This window comes from Rhizobium sp. 1399 (genome assembly GCF_031455475.1).
Lineage (GTDB): Bacteria > Pseudomonadota > Alphaproteobacteria > Rhizobiales > Rhizobiaceae > Rhizobium.
In genome coordinates this window covers 43331-61530 of record NZ_JAVDSU010000019.1, presented here as the reverse complement: position 1 = coordinate 61530, position 18200 = coordinate 43331, and the positions used below count along the sequence as shown (strand labels likewise).

The 18200-nt window shown below is 59.2% G+C and carries 12 protein-coding genes; 7 read left to right on the top strand and 5 right to left on the bottom strand.

Annotation, left to right across the window (positions count from 1 at the left end; translation table 11 throughout):
• Positions 1-130 precede the first annotated feature (130 nt).
• Both J2X71_RS35080 and J2X71_RS35075 read left to right on the top strand, forming a co-directional pair.
• Positions 131-790 carry a YggS family pyridoxal phosphate-dependent enzyme gene (locus tag J2X71_RS35080; RefSeq protein WP_310389766.1) on the top strand — a complete coding sequence of 220 codons (660 nt, stop codon included), beginning with the start codon at positions 131-133 and terminating at the stop codon, positions 788-790.
• 417 nt (positions 791-1207) lie between these two features.
• Positions 1208-2143, top strand: a complete 936-nt coding sequence (locus tag J2X71_RS35075; RefSeq protein WP_310389764.1) for a flagellin — start codon at positions 1208-1210, stop codon at positions 2141-2143.
• A 71-nt stretch (positions 2144-2214) separates the two neighbouring features.
• Here J2X71_RS35075 and J2X71_RS35070 read toward each other — a convergent pair whose 3' ends face one another.
• A complete protein-coding gene (locus J2X71_RS35070; RefSeq protein ID WP_037102176.1) occupies positions 2215-2916 on the bottom strand; it encodes a DUF1013 domain-containing protein in 702 nt (233 codons plus the stop codon).
• A 233-nt stretch (positions 2917-3149) separates the two neighbouring features.
• On the opposite strand from J2X71_RS35070, the gene acs reads away from it, so the two are divergent.
• Entirely contained in the window at positions 3150-5105 is a 1956-nt protein-coding gene (acs, locus tag J2X71_RS35065; protein ID WP_310389761.1) for an acetate--CoA ligase, read from the top strand.
• A 33-nt stretch (positions 5106-5138) separates the two neighbouring features.
• Here acs and J2X71_RS35060 read toward each other — a convergent pair whose 3' ends face one another.
• Entirely contained in the window at positions 5139-5555 is a 417-nt protein-coding gene (locus J2X71_RS35060) for a thermonuclease family protein (protein WP_310389759.1), read from the bottom strand.
• A gap of 75 nt (positions 5556-5630) precedes the next feature.
• Positions 5631-5855: a DUF1674 domain-containing protein gene (locus J2X71_RS35055; RefSeq protein ID WP_310389758.1), complete on the bottom strand. Its 225-nt coding sequence runs from the start codon at positions 5853-5855 to the stop codon at positions 5631-5633.
• Positions 5856-5965: 110 nt separating this feature from the next.
• On the opposite strand from J2X71_RS35055, the gene htpX reads away from it, so the two are divergent.
• The 4 genes from htpX (at position 5966) to purH (ending at position 11789) form a co-directional block, all read left to right on the top strand.
• Entirely contained in the window at positions 5966-6928 is a 963-nt protein-coding gene (gene htpX / locus J2X71_RS35050) for a zinc metalloprotease HtpX (RefSeq protein ID WP_310389756.1), read from the top strand.
• Positions 6919-8310 carry an RsmB/NOP family class I SAM-dependent RNA methyltransferase gene (locus tag J2X71_RS35045; RefSeq protein ID WP_310389754.1) on the top strand — a complete coding sequence of 464 codons (1392 nt, stop codon included), beginning with the start codon at positions 6919-6921 and terminating at the stop codon, positions 8308-8310. Before htpX ends, J2X71_RS35045 begins: the two co-directional genes overlap by 10 nt.
• Before the next feature lie 102 nt (positions 8311-8412).
• A complete protein-coding gene (locus tag J2X71_RS35040; RefSeq protein WP_310389752.1) occupies positions 8413-10080 on the top strand; it encodes a heparinase II/III family protein in 1668 nt (555 codons plus the stop codon).
• A gap of 92 nt (positions 10081-10172) precedes the next feature.
• Positions 10173-11789 (top strand): bifunctional phosphoribosylaminoimidazolecarboxamide formyltransferase/IMP cyclohydrolase, encoded by a 1617-nt coding sequence (gene purH, locus J2X71_RS35035; protein WP_310389750.1) that lies wholly within the window; start codon positions 10173-10175, stop codon positions 11787-11789.
• A gap of 112 nt (positions 11790-11901) precedes the next feature.
• Here purH and J2X71_RS35030 read toward each other — a convergent pair whose 3' ends face one another.
• Together J2X71_RS35030 and J2X71_RS35025 are read right to left on the bottom strand one after the other, a co-directional pair.
• The gene (locus J2X71_RS35030) at positions 11902-13320 is read right to left on the bottom strand and encodes an MFS transporter (RefSeq protein ID WP_310389749.1); all 1419 of its coding nucleotides are present in this window, start codon (positions 13318-13320) and stop codon (positions 11902-11904) included.
• Positions 13317-18095: an NAD-glutamate dehydrogenase gene (locus J2X71_RS35025; RefSeq protein ID WP_310389747.1), complete on the bottom strand. Its 4779-nt coding sequence runs from the start codon at positions 18093-18095 to the stop codon at positions 13317-13319. Before J2X71_RS35025 ends, J2X71_RS35030 begins: the two co-directional genes overlap by 4 nt.
• Between the last annotated feature and the right edge of the window lie 105 nt (positions 18096-18200).

The window sequence follows — 18200 nt, the reverse complement described above, 5'->3', positions numbered from 1 at the left end:
CAAGTTTTGCAGGCGCTTCACGCGTTCGATCTTGGCTATGAGGCGATTTCACGGAGAGAAGCCTTGGCAAGCCCACGGCAGCCCAGTAGTGCATTGCCGATGAATTTATGCCTGTTATCGGGACGAAACGATGGAACTTCAAGAGCGGTTGAAAGAAGTATGGTCCAGGGTTGCTGCAGCGGGGCGGGATGCGGGTCGTCCGGAACGTTCCGTGCAGCTGGTGGCGGTCTCCAAGACCTTTGAGGCCGATACCATTCGCCTGGCGATCGAAGCCGGTCAGCGCGTCTTCGGAGAAAACCGCGTTCAGGAAAGCCAGGGAAAATGGCCGGAACTGAAGGCGGAAACGCCCGGCATCGAGCTGCACCTCATTGGTCCGCTGCAATCCAACAAGGCTGCCGAAGCGGTTGCGCTCTTCGACGTAATCGAGACCATTGATCGTGAGAAGATCGCGCGCGCCATTGCCGAGGAAATGAAGCGGCAGGGCAAGACGCTGCGTCTCTATGTGCAGGTCAATACCGGCCTGGAGCCACAAAAGGCCGGCATTGCACCTGACGATACGGCAGCTTTCGTGAACTTCTGTCGCGATGAGCTCAGCCTTGCCATTGAAGGGCTGATGTGTATTCCGCCGGCGGATGAAAATCCCGGTCCGCATTTCGCCCTGCTCGCCAAGCTCGCAGAAAAGTGCGGCGTCAAAAAACTCTCCATGGGCATGTCCGGTGACTACGAGATTGCCATTGCGTTCGGTGCCACCAGCGTGCGCGTCGGCTCGGCGATTTTCGGCACGCGTTAACAAATGGCGGAAAACGATCTCTTCGAATCGGAGGATTGCTCATGATTCGAAGAGGTATCCGGTGGCCGTTGTTTGGAAAGCGATAATATTCATTAATTCGAAAAAAAGTTTAAGCGCGCGGCTTTTCTAGTTAATGCCCGACCACACATCGTTCGCGGCATTCCCCTAAGATACTTAAATTATTGAATAATTTTTGACGATTTCTCGCGCTTTTCCAAAGCCGATTGACTGCCGCCGCAAGCCCTAACGAGAACTTAAATTAAATTTTCAGCAAAGCTAATTGAGGAATTATTAACTATGTTGGGCGCAACCATTCGTTAACGGCAATGACCCAGCTCTCCTGGGTTTTGCATGAAGCGTCGCCGTTACCGGACTCGTCCGGATGACCCCTTTCACTTTGATTGCGGAAAACGGAACATGACAAGCATCCTCACCAACAACGCTGCTATGGCAGCGCTGCAGACCCTGCGCGGCGTAAATGACAGCCTCAAGGATACCCAGGGCCGCGTCTCCTCGGGCTATCGTATCGACAAAGCTGCCGACAACGCTGCTTATTGGTCGATCGCAACGACCATGCGTTCGGACAACAAGGCCCTCTCGGCTGTTTCCGACGCCCTCGGCCTCGGCGCTGCAAAGGTCGATACGGCCTACACGGCTATGGACAACGCCATCGATGTCGTCAGCGAAATCAAGTCCAAGATCGTCGCCGCTACGGAAAAGGGCGTCGACAAGACCAAGGTCCAGGAAGAAATCGACCAGCTGCAGGAACAGCTGGTAAGCATCGCTCAGTCGGCGTCCTTCTCCGGTGAAAACTGGGTTGCCGGCGCTTCGGGCACGAAGAGCGTCGTCTCCTCCTTCGTCCGTGACGGTTCCAATGCCGTTTCGGTCAAGATGACGGACTATGTTCTTGATGCCGGCACGCTCGGCAACGTGCTGTTCGGCATGAACAGCAACGGCACGATCCAAACGACGAGCGGCATCATCGGTACCGCATTCAACGGCACCTATGGCAACGTCTCCATCGTGATGCCGTCGATCTATGCACTCGACATCACCACCTTCACTCAGGGCCAGCTCGATGGAGCGCTTTCCGGCGTCGAACTCGTGCTCCAGGCCATGACGAATGCAGGTTCACAGCTCGGCTCGATTTCGACCCGAATTCAGTTGCAGGAAACCTTCGTCAGCGCTCTGGGTGACTCGATCGACTCCGGTGTCGGCCGCCTCGTCGACGCCGACATGGAAGAAGAGTCCTCCAAGCTCTCTGCCCTGCAGACGCAGCAGCAGCTCGCGATCCAGTCCCTCTCGATCGCCAATTCCTCGGCGCAGAACATTCTCTCGCTCTTCCGCAGCTAATAGCGCGCAGGAGAACGGCAACAAAAAACCCCGCCACTGGCGGGGTTTATTCATTTCAGGATATGACGATCTCAGAAGTGATCATCTTCATCCTCGTCCTTGGGGGTCGAGCGCAGCGAGCTCAGCTTGCGGAAGACGGCATCGGCGTCGATTTCCTTTTCTTCCTCACGCTCATAGCTCGGCGTCAGACGCTCGGTTTCCTGAGCGGACTGCAGCGTTGCGCCGAGTTCGGCAGCGGTTGGCAGCGGACGGCCCTTGGATGCCTTTTCCACTTCCATGTCGAGATCGATCTGGCTGCAAAGGCCGAGTGTGACCGGGTCCATCGGTGCGAGGTTTGCCGAATTCCAGTGGGTGCGCTCGCGGATCTGCTCGATCGTCGACTTGGTGGTGCCGACGAGACGCGAAATCTGGGCATCCTTCAGTTCCGGATGGTTGCGAACCAGCCAGAGAATGGCGTTCGGGCGGTCCTGACGCTTGGAAACTGGCGTATAGCGCGGGCCACGGCGCTTGGATTCCGGCACGCGGACCTTCGGCTCGGAAAGCTTCAGCTTGTAGTTCGGGTTGCCCTCTGCGCGGGCGATTTCATCACGGGAAAGCTGGCCGGTGGCGATCGGGTCCAGGCCCTTGATACCCTGCGCGGCTTCACCATCGGCAATCGCCTTGACTTCGAGCGGATGCAGTTTGCAAAACTGAGCGATCTGGTCGAAAGACAGGGCTGTATTGTCGACGAGCCAGATGGCAGTCGCCTTCGGCATGAGCAGCTGTTGAGCCATGGATATAGTCCTTCTATCGTCCGCGCCGGTCGCGGTCCGTGGATTGTCACCACAATGTCCGGGAAATATGGCGCTATATAACCGCACTGTCGCAGAATTGCAATTCTTCAGAAATGAAATGACCTTTGTCTAATTGCCGTCATCAGACTACCTGATATGAATTGCGCAATTCGAGTCCCGGTCGCTGCGTCGAAACTATCGGCCGTTGCATAGCCTTGTGAGGAGGAGTTCCCATGTCGGAGAAGATCTATCCGGTTTCCAAACCGGTGAAGACCCGTGCGCTGATCGATCAAGCCAAGTACGAGCAATGGTACGAGGAAAGCATTGAAAACCCCGACAAGTTCTGGGGCAAACACGGCAAGCGCATCGACTGGTTCAAGCCCTACACCAAGGTCAAGAACACGTCCTTTACCGGCAAAGTCTCGATCAAGTGGTTCGAGGATGGCCAGACCAATGTTTCCTATAATTGTATCGATCGTCACCTGAAGACGAACGGCAATCAGACCGCCATCATCTTCGAAGGCGACAATCCCTATATCGATAAAAAGATCACGTATAACGAGCTCTATGAGCATGTCTGCCGCATGGCGAACGTGCTGAAGAAGCATGGCGTCAAGAAGGGTGACCGCGTCACCATCTACATGCCGATGATCCCGGAAGCGGCCTATGCGATGCTCGCCTGCGCCCGCATCGGTGCGGTGCATTCCGTCGTCTTCGGCGGTTTCTCGCCGGAAGCGCTGGCCGGCCGTATCGTCGACTGCGAATCCACCTTCGTCATTACCTGCGACGAGGGCATCCGCGGCGGCAAGCCGGTTCCGCTGAAAGACAACACCGATACCGCCATCCATATTGCCGCCCGCCAGCATGTGACGGTCAACAAGGTGCTCGTCGTACGCCGTACTGGCGGCAAGACCGGCTGGGCGCCGGGTCGCGACCTCTGGCACCATCAGGAAATCGCCACGGTGAAGCCGGAATGCCCGCCGGTGAAGATGAGGGCGGAAGACCCGCTTTTCATCCTCTACACTTCGGGTTCTACGGGCAAGCCGAAGGGCGTGCTGCACACGACGGGCGGTTATCTCGTCTATGCGGCGATGACACATGAATATGTCTTCGATTACCACCCCGGTGATATCTACTGGTGCACGGCCGATGTCGGCTGGGTTACCGGTCACTCCTATATCGTCTATGGGCCGCTCGCGAACTGTGCCACCACCCTGATGTTCGAAGGTGTGCCGAATTTCCCGGACCAGGGCCGATTTTGGGAAATCATCGACAAGCACAAGGTCAATATCTTCTACACGGCGCCAACGGCGATCCGCTCGCTCATGGGCGCCGGCGACCATTTCGTTACCCGCTCTTCCCGCGAGAGTCTGCGCCTGCTCGGCACGGTCGGCGAGCCGATCAATCCGGAAGCTTGGGAATGGTACTACAATGTCGTCGGCGACAAGCGTTGCCCCGTGATCGATACCTGGTGGCAGACGGAAACCGGCGGCCATATGATCACGCCATTGCCGGGCGCCACCGACCTCAAGCCCGGTTCGGCCACCAAGCCCTTCTTCGGCGTCAAGCCGCAGCTCGTCGATAATGAAGGCAAGGTGCTGGAAGGTGCCGCCGACGGCAATCTCTGCATCACCGATAGCTGGCCCGGCCAGATGCGCACGGTCTATGGCGATCACGAGCGCTTCATCCAAACCTACTTCTCCACCTATAAGGGCAAATATTTCACCGGTGACGGCTGCCGCCGCGACGAAGACGGCTATTACTGGATCACCGGCCGCGTCGACGATGTTCTGAACGTCTCCGGCCATCGTCTCGGTACGGCGGAAGTCGAATCCGCCCTCGTCTCGCACAATCTCGTCTCGGAAGCTGCCGTCGTTGGTTATCCGCACCCGATCAAAGGCCAGGGCATTTATTGCTACGTCACGCTGATGGCGGGCAATGAGGGCACAGACGAGCTGCGCCAGCAGCTTGTCAAGCATGTGCGTGCGGAAATCGGCCCGATTGCAGCGCCCGACAAAATCCAGTTTGCGCCCGGCCTGCCGAAGACCCGGTCCGGCAAGATCATGCGCCGCATCCTGCGCAAGATTGCCGAGGACGATTTCGGTTCGCTTGGCGATACCTCGACGCTGGCAGATCCGGCCGTTGTCGAAGATCTGATCGCTAACCGGCAGAACAAGGCTACGGCTTGAGTCAAAGGGGCCGCTCCATCGTAAGGAGCGGCACTATTCTTCCGCGCAGAAAACCCGTGGTTTGCGACCGCCGTCATAGGTGCGGACCAGTCCTTCCGAAAGAAGATCCTGTGCAGGATTGCGCCCATCCGCGAAAGTGATATTGGCGAGAATTCGTCCGAAATATTTGTCGCCGGCGATCTCCCTCAGCTGGATATTGGAAACGCCTGATATCATTTGTTCAAGCGCGTCTCTTGCCTCGAGACCGGCCTTCCGGATTTCAGCGCATTTCGAATGGATTTCGGGCGCATCTATGCCGCGAATGCGGACATAGACTTCCATGGTCTGCTGCGGCCAGGGTGTTGCGGCAACCAGCAGCGTATCGCCGTCAATGATCCGGATAATCTTCGCCGATACAGGACCTTCGATTTCGTCCCGTGCCGCCAGGGCCCGCACAGACGAAAGAGACAACAGAAGAATCAAAAGCGGCTTAAGCATAACAGGAATAAATTCCGATTATGCCCCGAAGTCAATGGGAATATTTACCTAGAAATCGATCGCACGGCCGTTGATTTCATAGTCGCCGAAGCGGGAGGGTTCAGCTCCGCCCCGTCCGCCGATCTCCGGTGGCAGATCGGCAAGCCTAGCGTTTTTGCGGCGCTCCTCGGCTTCGGCCAACGCACGCTTTGCGGCAGGGGAAAGCATCTTGCGCGGCGGCTCGGAGCCCTCTGGCACCGGGGTTTCCACATTATCGTTATCGGCCGTCTGCATGCTGACTCCCGCCTGAAAATATTGAAAATGGCTGGCGAATAACCAAATCATAGTGCGTTGGCGCCAGGATTTAAAGCATCGCGCTGCAATCAAGGAGATGGAGACCTCTGATGAACCTCGTGCGTACTGCCATGTTGCTTGCCTTCATGACGGCGCTTTTCATGTTTGTCGGCTTTTTGATCGGCGGCAGAGGCGGCATGATGATCGCCTTTCTCATCGCTGCCGGCATGAATTTCTTCTCCTACTGGAATGCCGACCGGATGGTATTATCGGCCTATCGGGCGCAGGAGGTCGATGAGCGCAACGCCCCGGAATTTTACCGTATCGTGCGCGATCTCGCCCATAATGCGGGCCTGCCGATGCCGAAGGTCTATCTCTACGACAGCCCTCAGCCGAATGCCTTTGCGACCGGGCGCAATCCGGAGAACGCTGCCGTCGCGGCCTCGACCGGCCTGCTTGCCGCCCTCTCGCCAGAAGAAGTTGCGGGCGTGATGGCGCATGAGCTTGCCCACGTCCAGAACCGCGATACGCTGACCATGACGATCACCGCCACGCTTGCCGGTGCGATCTCGATGCTCGGCAATTTCGCCTTCTTCTTTGGCGGCAATCGTGAGAACAACAACAATCCCCTGGGCTTCGTCGGCGTGCTCGTCGCGATGATCGTGGCGCCGCTTGCCGCCATGCTGGTGCAAATGGCAATCAGCCGCACGCGCGAATATTCGGCCGACAGGCGGGGTGCTGAAATCTGCGGTAACCCGCTGTGGTTGGCCTCCGCGCTCGGCAAGATTGCCCGCGGTGCGGCGCATGTGCCGAACTACGACGCTGAACGCAACCCGGCCACCGCGCATATGTTCATCATCAATCCGCTCTCCGGCGAGCGCATGGACAACCTGTTTTCGACCCATCCGAACACCGAAAATCGTATTGCGGCCCTGCAGGAAATGGCACGGGGAGGTTTCGACGTCTCGACGCGGCCGGTTCGTGCTGCTAATCCGACACGCAAATCGCGCTCGGTTCCGAATACGGGTTCCGGCGGCGGTGGCTCGCAACCGCCAAAGGGTCCGTGGTCTTGAATTCAGACGGCAAGAAGAAGCCAGTTCACAAACATAAACCTTCCCCAGAACGCTCAGCGCAGGCGCCGATAAAACCCGGCCTGCCGGCGCGTGCTGCAGCCGCAAAAATCCTTGCCGCCGTCGTCGACAAAAAACTGCCGCTCGATGGCGCGCTGGATCACGAGCATGGAAATCCGGCCTACAAGGCGCTCGGGGAAAGCGATCGTGCTCTGGTTCGCGCCATCCTCAACACCACCCTTAGGCATCTGCCTCGCATCGATGCCGCCATTGCCTCGCTGCTCGAAACGCCGTTGCCGGAAGGTGCCCGAGCTTTGCATCATGTGCTTGCCGTTGGAGCTGCGCAGATTCTCTATCTCGACGTTCCCGATCACTCCGCCGTCGACCTTTCGGTCGAACAGGCCAATCAGGATCCTCGCAATCGGCGTTTCGCCAAGCTCGTCAATGCGATCCTGCGCCGTCTTAGCCGTGAGAAGGAGCATATCCTTGCCGAGATCGCTGACATTCCGCCAATGCCGGCGTGGTTCATCGCGCGGCTTGAAAAAGCCTATGGGAAAGAGCAGGCACTTGCCATTTCGGAATCCCAGCTTGAGCCGGCGGCGATCGATCTTACCGTTAAATCCGATGCCGCAGGCTGGGCGGAGCGCCTGAACGGCACTGTGCTACCCACTGGCGGCGTGCGACTTTCCGCTTTTGAAGGCGGTATTCCCTTGCTTGCCGGCTTTGACGAGGGTGAATGGTGGGTTCAGGATGCGGCCGCGAGCATTCCCGCGAAGCTCTTCGGTGATCTCACCGGCAAGCGTGTTGCCGATCTCTGCGCTGCGCCGGGCGGCAAGACCGCACAGCTCATCCTTGCCGGTGGCAAGGTGACGGCGATCGACCAGTCCGAAAATCGGCTGAAGCGCTTACGCTCCAATCTGGAGCGGCTGGGCCTCGAAGCCGATACGATCGCGGTGGATCTTACGAAATTCGAACCGTCGGAGCGTTTCGACGCGATTCTTCTCGACGCGCCCTGCTCTTCGACAGGTACGACGCGCCGGCATCCCGACGTGCTCTGGACGAAAGGCGCCGAGGATATCACCAAGCTCGCAGCACTGCAGGAGCGTCTTCTGCGCCATGCTATTACCCTGCTGAACCCTGGCGGCGTGCTCGTCTTTTCCAACTGCTCGCTCGATCCGCAGGAAGGCGAGGAGGTCGTGGCGCGCGTTCTCGAAGATGTGAAGGTCGTTGAACGGGTGCCGATCGACACCGAAAAATGGCCCGGTATGAGCCAGGCGATTACACCACTGGGCGAGTTCCGCACACTTCCTACAATGCTGGATATGCCTGATGGTTTTGCATCGGGCCTCGATGGCTTCTACGCTGCGGTGCTCAGACGTGTCTAAGTTCTATTATATTCCAACTTCATCACAAAATAATACATCGTGGCTAATGAAATCGGTTTTGATTCATCTATTCTTAACCACGAGGGGCAATAGACAATTGATATGCAGTCCGGTCGGCGTCTTGCGAGCATGTATGTTCGGGAAGCTTGGCGGCGCGGTACGCGCCGTGCCGCACTTCTGCGCTTGCGTTTCTTCCGCCATGCCATACCGGTGCCGGAACGCCTGATCGTCGCGCCGACGGATCTGAGAGGCGTCGATTCACACGTTGCCGAAGAAATCATGGACGGCCGGTTTCCGCTTGCCGGGCGTATGTTGGAAACCGGCGGCAAATCCCCCTTCACGTTGACGCTTCCGTCACGCGCTTTTGCGGTCAGGCTTCATAGCTTCGGCTGGCTGCGGCATATGCGGGCCAATAAGAGCGAGCGCGGTTCGGCCGTTGCCCGTGTGATCGTCGATAGTTGGCTCTCTATTCACGGGGGTCGTATTGAAGGGATCGCCTGGGAGACCGACGTCGTCTCGCAGCGTGTCATTGCCTGGCTGGCGCATTCTCCGGTCGTCCTGCAGAATGCCGATCGCGGTTTTTATCGCCGTTTCATGAAGTCGCTCGCCTTTCATATCGGTTATTTGCGCCGCATGGCGCCCTATTCGACTGGTGAAGTCCGCTTCCGCTTGCGCATCGCGCTCGCGACGGCCTCTGTCGCTATGCCAGTGCGTGCCTCGACAGTGCGGCGGGCGGCCCAGGCGCTCGACCGCGAATTCGACAGCCAGATTCTGCCTGACGGAGGCCATATCTCCCGCAATCCACGCGTCGGGCTTGAGCTGCTGCTCGATCTGCTGCCGCTGCGGCAGACCTATGTCAATCTCGGCCACGATCTGCCACAGAAGCTGATCTCCGGTATTGACCGCATGTACCCTGCCCTGCGCTTCTTCCGCCATCAGGATGGGGATCTGGCGCTCTTCAACGGTGCGACATCCACGCTGGCAGACGAGCTGATGTCCGTGCTGCGCTACGACGAGACTGCAGGCCAGCCGTTCAAAGCGCTACCGCATTCCCGCTATCAGCGACTTGCCGCCGGCAAGACGGTGATCATTGCCGATACCGGACCACCCTCGCCCGCCTGCTTCAGAACAGCCCATGCAGGCAGTCTCTCCTTCGAAATGTCCTCAGGCCGCTACCGCTTCATCGTCAACTCGGGATCGCCGAAATTCGCAGGCCAACGCTATGTCCAGATGGCCCGCACCACGGCTGCCCATTCCACCGTGGTCCTGAACGATACGTCCTCTAGTCGGTTCTCTCCCTCGGCTTTTCTGGCCCATATGATGACGGAGCCGGTGGAAACGGTTGCCGCCGAGCGCGTGGAGACCGAGGATGGCCGTGAAGGCATCAAGGCGAGGCATGACGGCTATCTCGATGCTTTTGGCGTCATCCATGAGCGGGAGCTGACGCTGAACGCCGCTGGCTCCATCGTGACCGGCATGGACCGTTTTGTGACGGACGACCGGTATCACAGCGAAGGTCCGCTGCGGGCGGTTGCCCGCTTCCACATCCATCCCGCCATCGTGCCGAGGCAGAACGATACGGAATCCGTGCTGCTGACGGCGCCGGATGGCGAAAGCTGGTTGTTTTCCTCTCCCGGCAATGAAGTGCTGATCTCGGAAGATATTTTCTTTGCTGACAGCGCCGGTATCAGCAGCTCGGACCAGATCGAGATCGATTTCGATTTGGCGGAGAAACCTGAAATTCGCTGGTTTTTATCGCGCAAGGGCTAGCAGCTGTTTGCGCCGGCTCCAAGCTGTGGTAACGCGGCCCCATCAAGCGTCCCTTGCCCGGATGTCTCCCGAAGCCCGAACGGAGAAGGTTCATGGCCGTCATTTCCAAGAAAATCCCCGCCCCCGACAAGGTCGAAGTCAAGACAGCGCTGCTCTCTGTCTTCGACAAGACCGGTATCATCGAACTTGCCCGTGCGCTTTCGGCGCGTGGCGTGCGCCTGCTGTCGACCGGCGGCACTTACAAGGCGATCGCAGCCGAAGGACTTGCGGTGACCGACGTTTCCGAAGTGACGCAGTTTCCGGAAATCATGGATGGCCGCGTGAAGACCCTGCATCCCAAGGTGCATGGCGGCCTGCTGGCGATCCGTGACGATGTCGAGCATCAGGAAGCCATGAAGGCCCATGGGATCGACGGCATCGACCTGCTGGTCGTCAATCTCTATCCCTTTGAGGATGTTCGTGCGGCCGGCGGTGACTATCCGACGACGGTCGAGAATATCGATATCGGTGGCCCGGCAATGATCCGTGCTTCCGCTAAGAACCATGCCTATGTCACCGTCATCACCGACCCGGCCGACTATGCCGAGCTGGCCGAGCAACTGTCGGCCGATGCCGGCAAGACAGCCTATGCCTTCCGCCAGCGCATGGCGGCCAAAGCCTATGCCCGTACTGCCGCCTATGACGCTGCCATCTCCAACTGGTTTGCTGAAGCGCTTTCGATCGATACGCCGCGTCATCGCACCATTGGCGGCGTGCTGAAGGAAGAGATGCGCTACGGTGAAAACCCGCACCAGAAGGCCGCCTTCTACGTGACGGGCGAAAAGCGCCCGGGCGTTTCGACAGCCGTCCTGCTGCAGGGTAAGCAACTTTCCTACAACAATATCAACGATACCGATGCAGCCTACGAACTCGTGGCCGAGTTCCTGCCGGAGAAGTCGCCGGCCTGCGCCATCATCAAGCACGCCAATCCCTGCGGTGTCGCAACCGGTTCAACACTTCTCGAGGCCTATAAGCGGGCGCTCGCTTGCGATTCCGTCTCGGCTTTCGGCGGTATCATCGCATTGAACCAGACGCTCGATGCGGCGACGGCCGAAGAAATCATCCAGCTCTTCACCGAGGTCATCATTGCGCCTGACGTCACCGAAGAAGCCAAGGCAATCGTAGCACGCAAGCCGAACCTGCGCCTGCTTTCAGCCGGCGGCCTGCCGGACGCGCGTGCGGCCGGCATCACTGCCAAGACCGTTTCCGGCGGCCTGCTCGTCCAGAGCCGCGACAACGGCATGGTCGAGGATCTGGAACTGAAGGTGGTCACTAAACGCGCGCCCACGGCCCAGGAACTCGAAGACATGAAGTTCGCCTTCAAGGTCGGCAAGCATGTGAAGTCGAATGCCGTGGTCTATGCCAAGGACGGCCAGACCGCAGGTATAGGCGCCGGCCAGATGAGCCGTGTCGATTCCGCCCGCATCGCTGCGCTCAAAGCTGAGGAAGCGGCCAAGGCGCTTGGTCTCGCCGTTCCGATGACACATGGTTCGGCAGTCGCCTCCGAGGCCTTCCTGCCCTTCGCCGATGGCTTACTGTCGATGATTGCTGCTGGCGCCACCGCCGTGATCCAGCCGGGCGGTTCTATGCGCGATCAGGAAGTCATCGATGCGGCAAACGAGCACAATGTCGCGATGGTCTTTACCGGCATGCGCCATTTCCGCCACTAAAGCTCTTTGTTCTGACGCAATTCCGGACGCAAAACCGTTACACACTTTTGCTGGAATTGCTCTAAGGCGGAGCAGCGGATTATTCCCCCGGCTTTGCGGCCGGGGGAATATGTCAGGCGCGATCCGCCGGATAGGGCGTGCGGATCAGCAGCACTAGGCCTCCGGCCAGGAACAGGATCAGCGTCGACATGCCGAGATGCGCCGATCCGGTCAAATAGGTCACAATCGAAAACAACAGCGTTGCCATGAAGCTCGTGGCGCGGCCGGACAGCGCATAGATGCCGAAATAACGGCCCGCTTCTTCGAGGCTGACGCTGCGCGCCAGATAGGAGCGCGATGAGGCCTGCACCGGGCCAAAGGCAAGACCGATCAACAGGCCATAGAGGATATAGGCTTTTTCTGCCATCGTGCCGAAAAGTCCACCGCCGTCGGCGGTCGAAAGCGGCATCAGTCCGAAGAAAGTGTAGCCGGGGCCGGTGGAAATAATGCCGATCGTGGCCAGCAACAGCATGGTGAGGCTGATGATAACAGTCACCTTCGAGCCGATCCCCCTGTCGACGCGTCCGGCAATCAGGCAGCCGAGGATTGCCACGACATTGAGAATGATCCCGTAGATGCCGATCTCGATCGTGGCCCAGCCGAACATGCCCGCCGCGAAGGCGCCGCCAAGGATCAGCAGGCCGTTGACGCCATCCTGATAGATCATGCGGGCGATAAGGAAGGTCAGGATATTGCGGCGCGTCTTCAGTTCGCCGAGCGTATTGCGCAATTCCTTGAGGCCGAAACGCACGGCAAAGCCGAAAGGCAGTCCCTTGCGGGCATCCGGTGTGAAGAAAAACATCGGCAGGATGAAGATCAGATACCAGACGGCCGAAATCGGACCGGTGACGCGCGCATCCTCGCCCGTATGAGGATCGAGACCGAAAAGCGGATCGAGGCCCAGAATGGTCTTGCCGCTTTCCGGGCTGCCGGCCAGCAGTGCCACGACGGCGATCAGCACGATCATACCGCCGAGATAACCAAGACCCCAGGCGGTGTTGGAAAGCCTGCCAACCTCATCCTTGCCGACAAGGCGCGGCATCATGGAATCGTTGAATACGATCGAAAACTCCGCCGAGATCGAGGCAAGGATCATGAAGATGACGGGATAGATAATTGGTGAGCCCGGGGCAGCAAACCAGAGGCAGCAGAGGCTGACGATCTTGATCACAGCGAAGAAGGCGATCCAGGGTTTGCGTGCGCCGGACTGGTCGGCAATGGAGCCTAGTATGGGAGACAGGATGGCGATGATGATCGAGGAGATCGTCGCCATATTGCTCCACATCGTCTGCGCGGAGACGGGATCGGCCGTCAGCCGCGAGACGAAGTAGGGGCCGAAAATGAAGGTGGTGACCACGGTGAAGAAAGGCTGGGCTGCCCAATCGAAGAGCATCCAGCCCCATATGCCCTTCTCCGTGGCTTTCGGCGGCTGCGTTCCTGTCCAGTCAATGCGATTCAAGCGTCCGCTCCTTTTTGGGGCGGACTGTCTCATCTCGCCCGGTCGCGCGCAAGGTCGGTCAGGATGCCTGCGGCAACAGTGATGCGGGCGAGGTTCGGATCGGCGCCATCACTGAGGCTCGCAAGCTCCTCGACGATGCGGTTGATGCGGATCCTGTCCTGCGCATGCCAGGCCTGGACCGGCTGCTTTTCCTTGCCGTGATCGGAAAGTGCGGAGATCACGATATCGCGACGGGCGCTGGCGATCTGGTCGATGCTACGGGCAAGCGCGAGGTTTTCATAGTGGTCCGACGTAATGATGCGGTTGCCGGCAGCAAGCAGCCGGCCGACACGGAAGGTCTGGGTCACGGCAAAGTAGTTTTCGGCCGCACGCGGCAGCGCCTCGCCGGTCCGTTCGGCGATCTGCATGATTTCCGGCACGAGGGCGAGGGTCGGTAGAGCTGCAATTTCGGCGGCCAGTTTTTCCGGCAGGCCGGCCTGCTGGTACTCCTGCTGGCGCGCTGAGACTTCGGCTGCTGCCTGCTCGGCAAAGGCGGGTTTAAGTTTTTTCAGAGCAGCCTGCAGCCGGCTAATGATTTCCGCCATCCCGCCTCGGGTCATGCCGGTCTTCAGCAGCAGACGTGTCAGCACGGTGAAGTTATTGGTGATCTCCTCGTAAATCCGGTTCTGGACCTCGCCGGAAACCTTGTTGTCCAGGGCATCGGTTGCGGCCCATAGCCGGTTGAGATCAAAGCCGTCACGGGCGACGATCGCGGCGCGTACGACCTCAGAGGCAGAGGCCGCTGTGGCATCCATCATGCTCACGGTAAAGCCCGGCCCGCCGCGGTTGATCGCCTCATTTGCGAGGACGGTCGCGACGATTTCCCGCTTCAGCCGGTGGGTGTCGATGTCGGATGCGTTCGACTTCTGCATCTTGGCCGGGAAGTAGTTGAATAGCGTGCTGATGAAATAAGGGTCATCAGGCAACTCACTGGCGATCAGCGCGTCGAAGAGGACGATCTTGGCATAGGAGAGCAGCACGCCGATCTCGGGGCGCGTCAGCGGCCGTCCGGCCGTATAACGTTCGGACAGCGAGGCGTCGTCGGGAAGCGTCTCGACCTTGCGGTTCAGTTGGCCGGCTGCTTCCAGCACGCTCATGAAACGGCCGAGTTCCAGGCCGTTTGCCGTTCCTTTGCGGGATGTCAGTGAGATCGCCAGGGACTGCAGGTAGTTGTTGCGCAGCACGAGTCCGGCCACTTCATCGGTCATGCTGCCGAGAAGCTGGTCGCGCTTTGCCCGGTTGAGGCGCTGTTCATGCATGGCGTTTGCCAGCGCGATCTTGATATTGACCTCGACGTCCGACGTGTTGACGCCGGCAGAGTTGTCGATGGCATCGGAATTGCTGCGTCCGCCCTTCAGGCCATAGGCAATGCGGCCCTTCTGCGTGACGCCGAGATTGGCGCCTTCGCCGATTACCTTGGCGCGCACTTCGTCGGCCGTGATGCGGATCGGATCGTTGGCGCGGTCGCCCACTTCCGCATCGGTTTCCGACGCGGCCTTCACGTAGGTGCCGATGCCGCCAAACCAGAGCAGGTCGACCGGGCTCTTCAGGATCGCCGTCATGATCTCGAAGGGCGTGGCGACCGCCTTGTCGATGTCGATTGCGGCTACGGCCTCCGGCGTCAGCGTAACCGACTTTGCCGAGCGCGAAATGATCATGGCGCCTTTCGAGAGCACGGACTTGTCGAAGTCCTGCCAGCTTGAGCGCGGTAGGTTGAACAAGCGCTGGCGCTCGGCGAGCGTCTTTTCCGTATTCGGGTCGGGGTCGATGATGATGTCGCGATGATCGAAAGCAGCGACCAGCCTGATCTTCGGCGAAAGCAGCATGCCGTTGCCGAAAACGTCACCGGACATGTCGCCGACGCCTGACACCGTAAAGGGTGTCGTCTGGATATCGATGTCCATTTCGCGGAAGTGGCGTTTCACCGTTTCCCAGGCGCCACGGGCAGTGATGCCCATTTTCTTGTGGTCGTAACCGGCCGAACCACCCGAAGCGAAGGCGTCGTCCAGCCAGAAGCCCGCTTCCTGAGCAAGGGCATTGGCGGTGTCGGAAAAGGTTGCCGTGCCCTTGTCGGCAGCGACGACGAAATAGGGGTCATCGCCATCGAGACGCACCGTGTTATCAGGCGGGACGATGTCGGCGCCGGAGATATTGTCAGTGATGGAAAGCAGCGTACGGATATAGGTTTTGTAGGCTTCCCTGCCTGCATTGAAGACCTCATCGCGGCTGCCGCCGATCGGCAGTTTCTTGGGATAGAAACCGCCCTTGGCACCGACAGGCACGATCACAGCATTCTTGACCTGCTGCGCCTTCACGAGGCCCAGAACTTCGGTACGATAGTCCTCGGCGCGGTCCGACCAGCGCAGGCCGCCACGGGCAACGCGGCCGAAGCGCAGATGCACGCCTTCCACTTCCACGCCATACACGAAGATTTCACGGAAAGGCTTCGGTTCCGGTAGGCCGTCGACCAGATACGGGTCGAGCTTGAAGGCGAGCATCGCCTTCGGTGTCCCATCGGCATTGCGCTGGAAATAATTGGTGCGCAGCGTTGCATCGACGATATTGACATAGCGGCGCAGGATACGGTCGTCATCCAGGCTCGGCACGTCGGCAAGCTCGGCTTCGATTGCCTGATGCAGTTCGGCGAGCTTCTTGATACGCGCCTTTTCCGACAGCTTCGTATCGAGCGTGTCGTGGAACAGGCGGAAGATCGAAGCGGCGATAACAGGATATTTGTCGAGGGTGGTTGCGATATAATCCTGCGAATAGGCGATGCCGGCCTGGCGCAGATAGCGCGCATAGGCGCGCAGCACACTAACCTCGCGGGCCGAGAGACCGGCCGACAGGATCAGCCGGTTGAAGCTGTCATTGTCGATCGTGTCACTGAAGGCTGCGACGAAGGCTTCTTCGAGCGGTGCGCCAAAACGTGCGAGGTCAATGTCCGCACCGCTGCGAGCCTCGAGTTCCATGTCGTGCAGCACGACAATGTTGATGGCGCTGTCGGCGGCCGGAACTTCGATATCGAAGGTCCGTTCGCTCAGGACGTTGAAGCCGAGGTTTTCGAGTAGAGGCACGCGGCGCGACAGCGGCAGCTGCTCGCCGCTATGGAAGATCTTCAGCGACAGGATGCGGCCGCGTTCATCGTCCTGGCGATAGTAGAATTCGATGCGGATCGGCTCGCCGGCGGCGCATGCGGCGATGTCGGGCAGATCGCCGACCGCTTCATCCGGCGTGAAGGCTTCCTGGAAGGCGTTGCTGACGCCGAGCTTCGGCGCCTTGGGGCCGGCGAGCATCTCGAAGCGGCTGTCCCAGCGCGCGGTGATCTGGCGGATCGTCTCCTCGAGCTTGGCCTGATGGATGCGTGGCGTCTTACCGCCCGAGCGGCCGATGATGAAGTGAACGCGAGCCACTCCACCTTCCGGGAAGGCCGGATAATAGGCGGAAACACGGCCGTCATAGACGGTTTTCAGATAGGCGCCGATGCGTTCGCGCACGATCGAGTCATATTCCTCGCGCGGCACGAAGATGATGACCGAGACGAAACGGTCGAAATGGTCGATGCGCGGCAGCACCCGCACGCGCGGGCGATCGGCGAGGTCGTTGATCTGTTCTGCAAAGGTCGCGAGCAGCGGGGTATCGATCTGGAAGAGATCATCACGCGGATAGGATTCCAAGGTGTTGTCGAGCATGCGGCCGGAGTGGCTCATCGGGTCGAAGCCGAAATGCTCCTTCACCTTTTCGATCTTGGACCGCAGCAGCGGGATTTCGGTGGCCGAGGACGTATAGGCTGTCGAGGTGAACAGGCCAACGATGCGGAGTTCCCCCGTTACGTTGCCCTGTGCGTCGAAGCGCTTGACGCCGACATAATCCATGTAGGCGCGGCGATGGACAATGGATTTCACGTTGGCTTTGGTGACGATCAGGAAATCGGGACCATCGAGGAAGGCGAGAATTTCCGGCGTCGTCGTCACGGCGTCCTTACCGGTGCGCAGAACAAGAACCTCGGGATTGGAGAGAATGCCGAGGCCTGTTCCCTTGTCGCGTTCGACCTTGGAATCGGGACCCTTGCCGGAATAGACGTAGTCGCGCATGCCGAGGAAGGTGAAGTTCTCGTCACGCAGCCAGGTCAGGAAGGCGATGGCCTCGTCACGGTCGGCTTTCTTGCGGCTGGCGTTGTAATTCGAAAGCTCTGAAATCACTTCATCGACGCGGGCAAGCATCGGCTTCCAGTCGGAAACGGCAAGCTCTACCTGCTCGAGTACCGCCTTGATCCGCTTGATCAGGTCGGCGGCCTGGGAGGGGCTCAGAGGCGAAATGTGAAGCTGGATGTGGCTCACCCGCTTTGCCGGGTCGCTCGGCACATCGGCGGAATAGAGTTCCGGAGCCTTGCCGTCTTCCAGGATCAGGATCGGATGAACTGCCATGTAGATGTCGCGGTAGGTGCTGGTCACCTCACCCATGACGGATTCGTAGAGGAAGGGCTTATTGTGATCCGTCACCGAAAGAATGGAGATTGCAACGCCATCGGGCGTGACATCGGCGACCGTGTCGATGCTGACGCGCGGCACCTTGCCGTTCCAGGCGCCGAGCTCGGCTGCCGAGTGTACGGCGGAAAGCGCAAGCATTTCTGGGGTGTAGAGTTCTAGGTCGTCGCCGCTTGCACGGCCGAAGAGGATTTCGGGATCGAGATGGGGTTCGCCGGTCGCGGCCGCGATCTTGCGTGCGCTCTCGATCTGCTTTTCCCGTTTTGGATTGTTTCTGGTGGCCATGGATCATCCCCCCGATTGTTTTGATGTGGGCAAGGTAGCAGAAGGTTCTTCGAAAGAATCCTTAAAAGAGGGCTTCGAAAAGTAGTTTTCGTGCTTTTTTGGCTA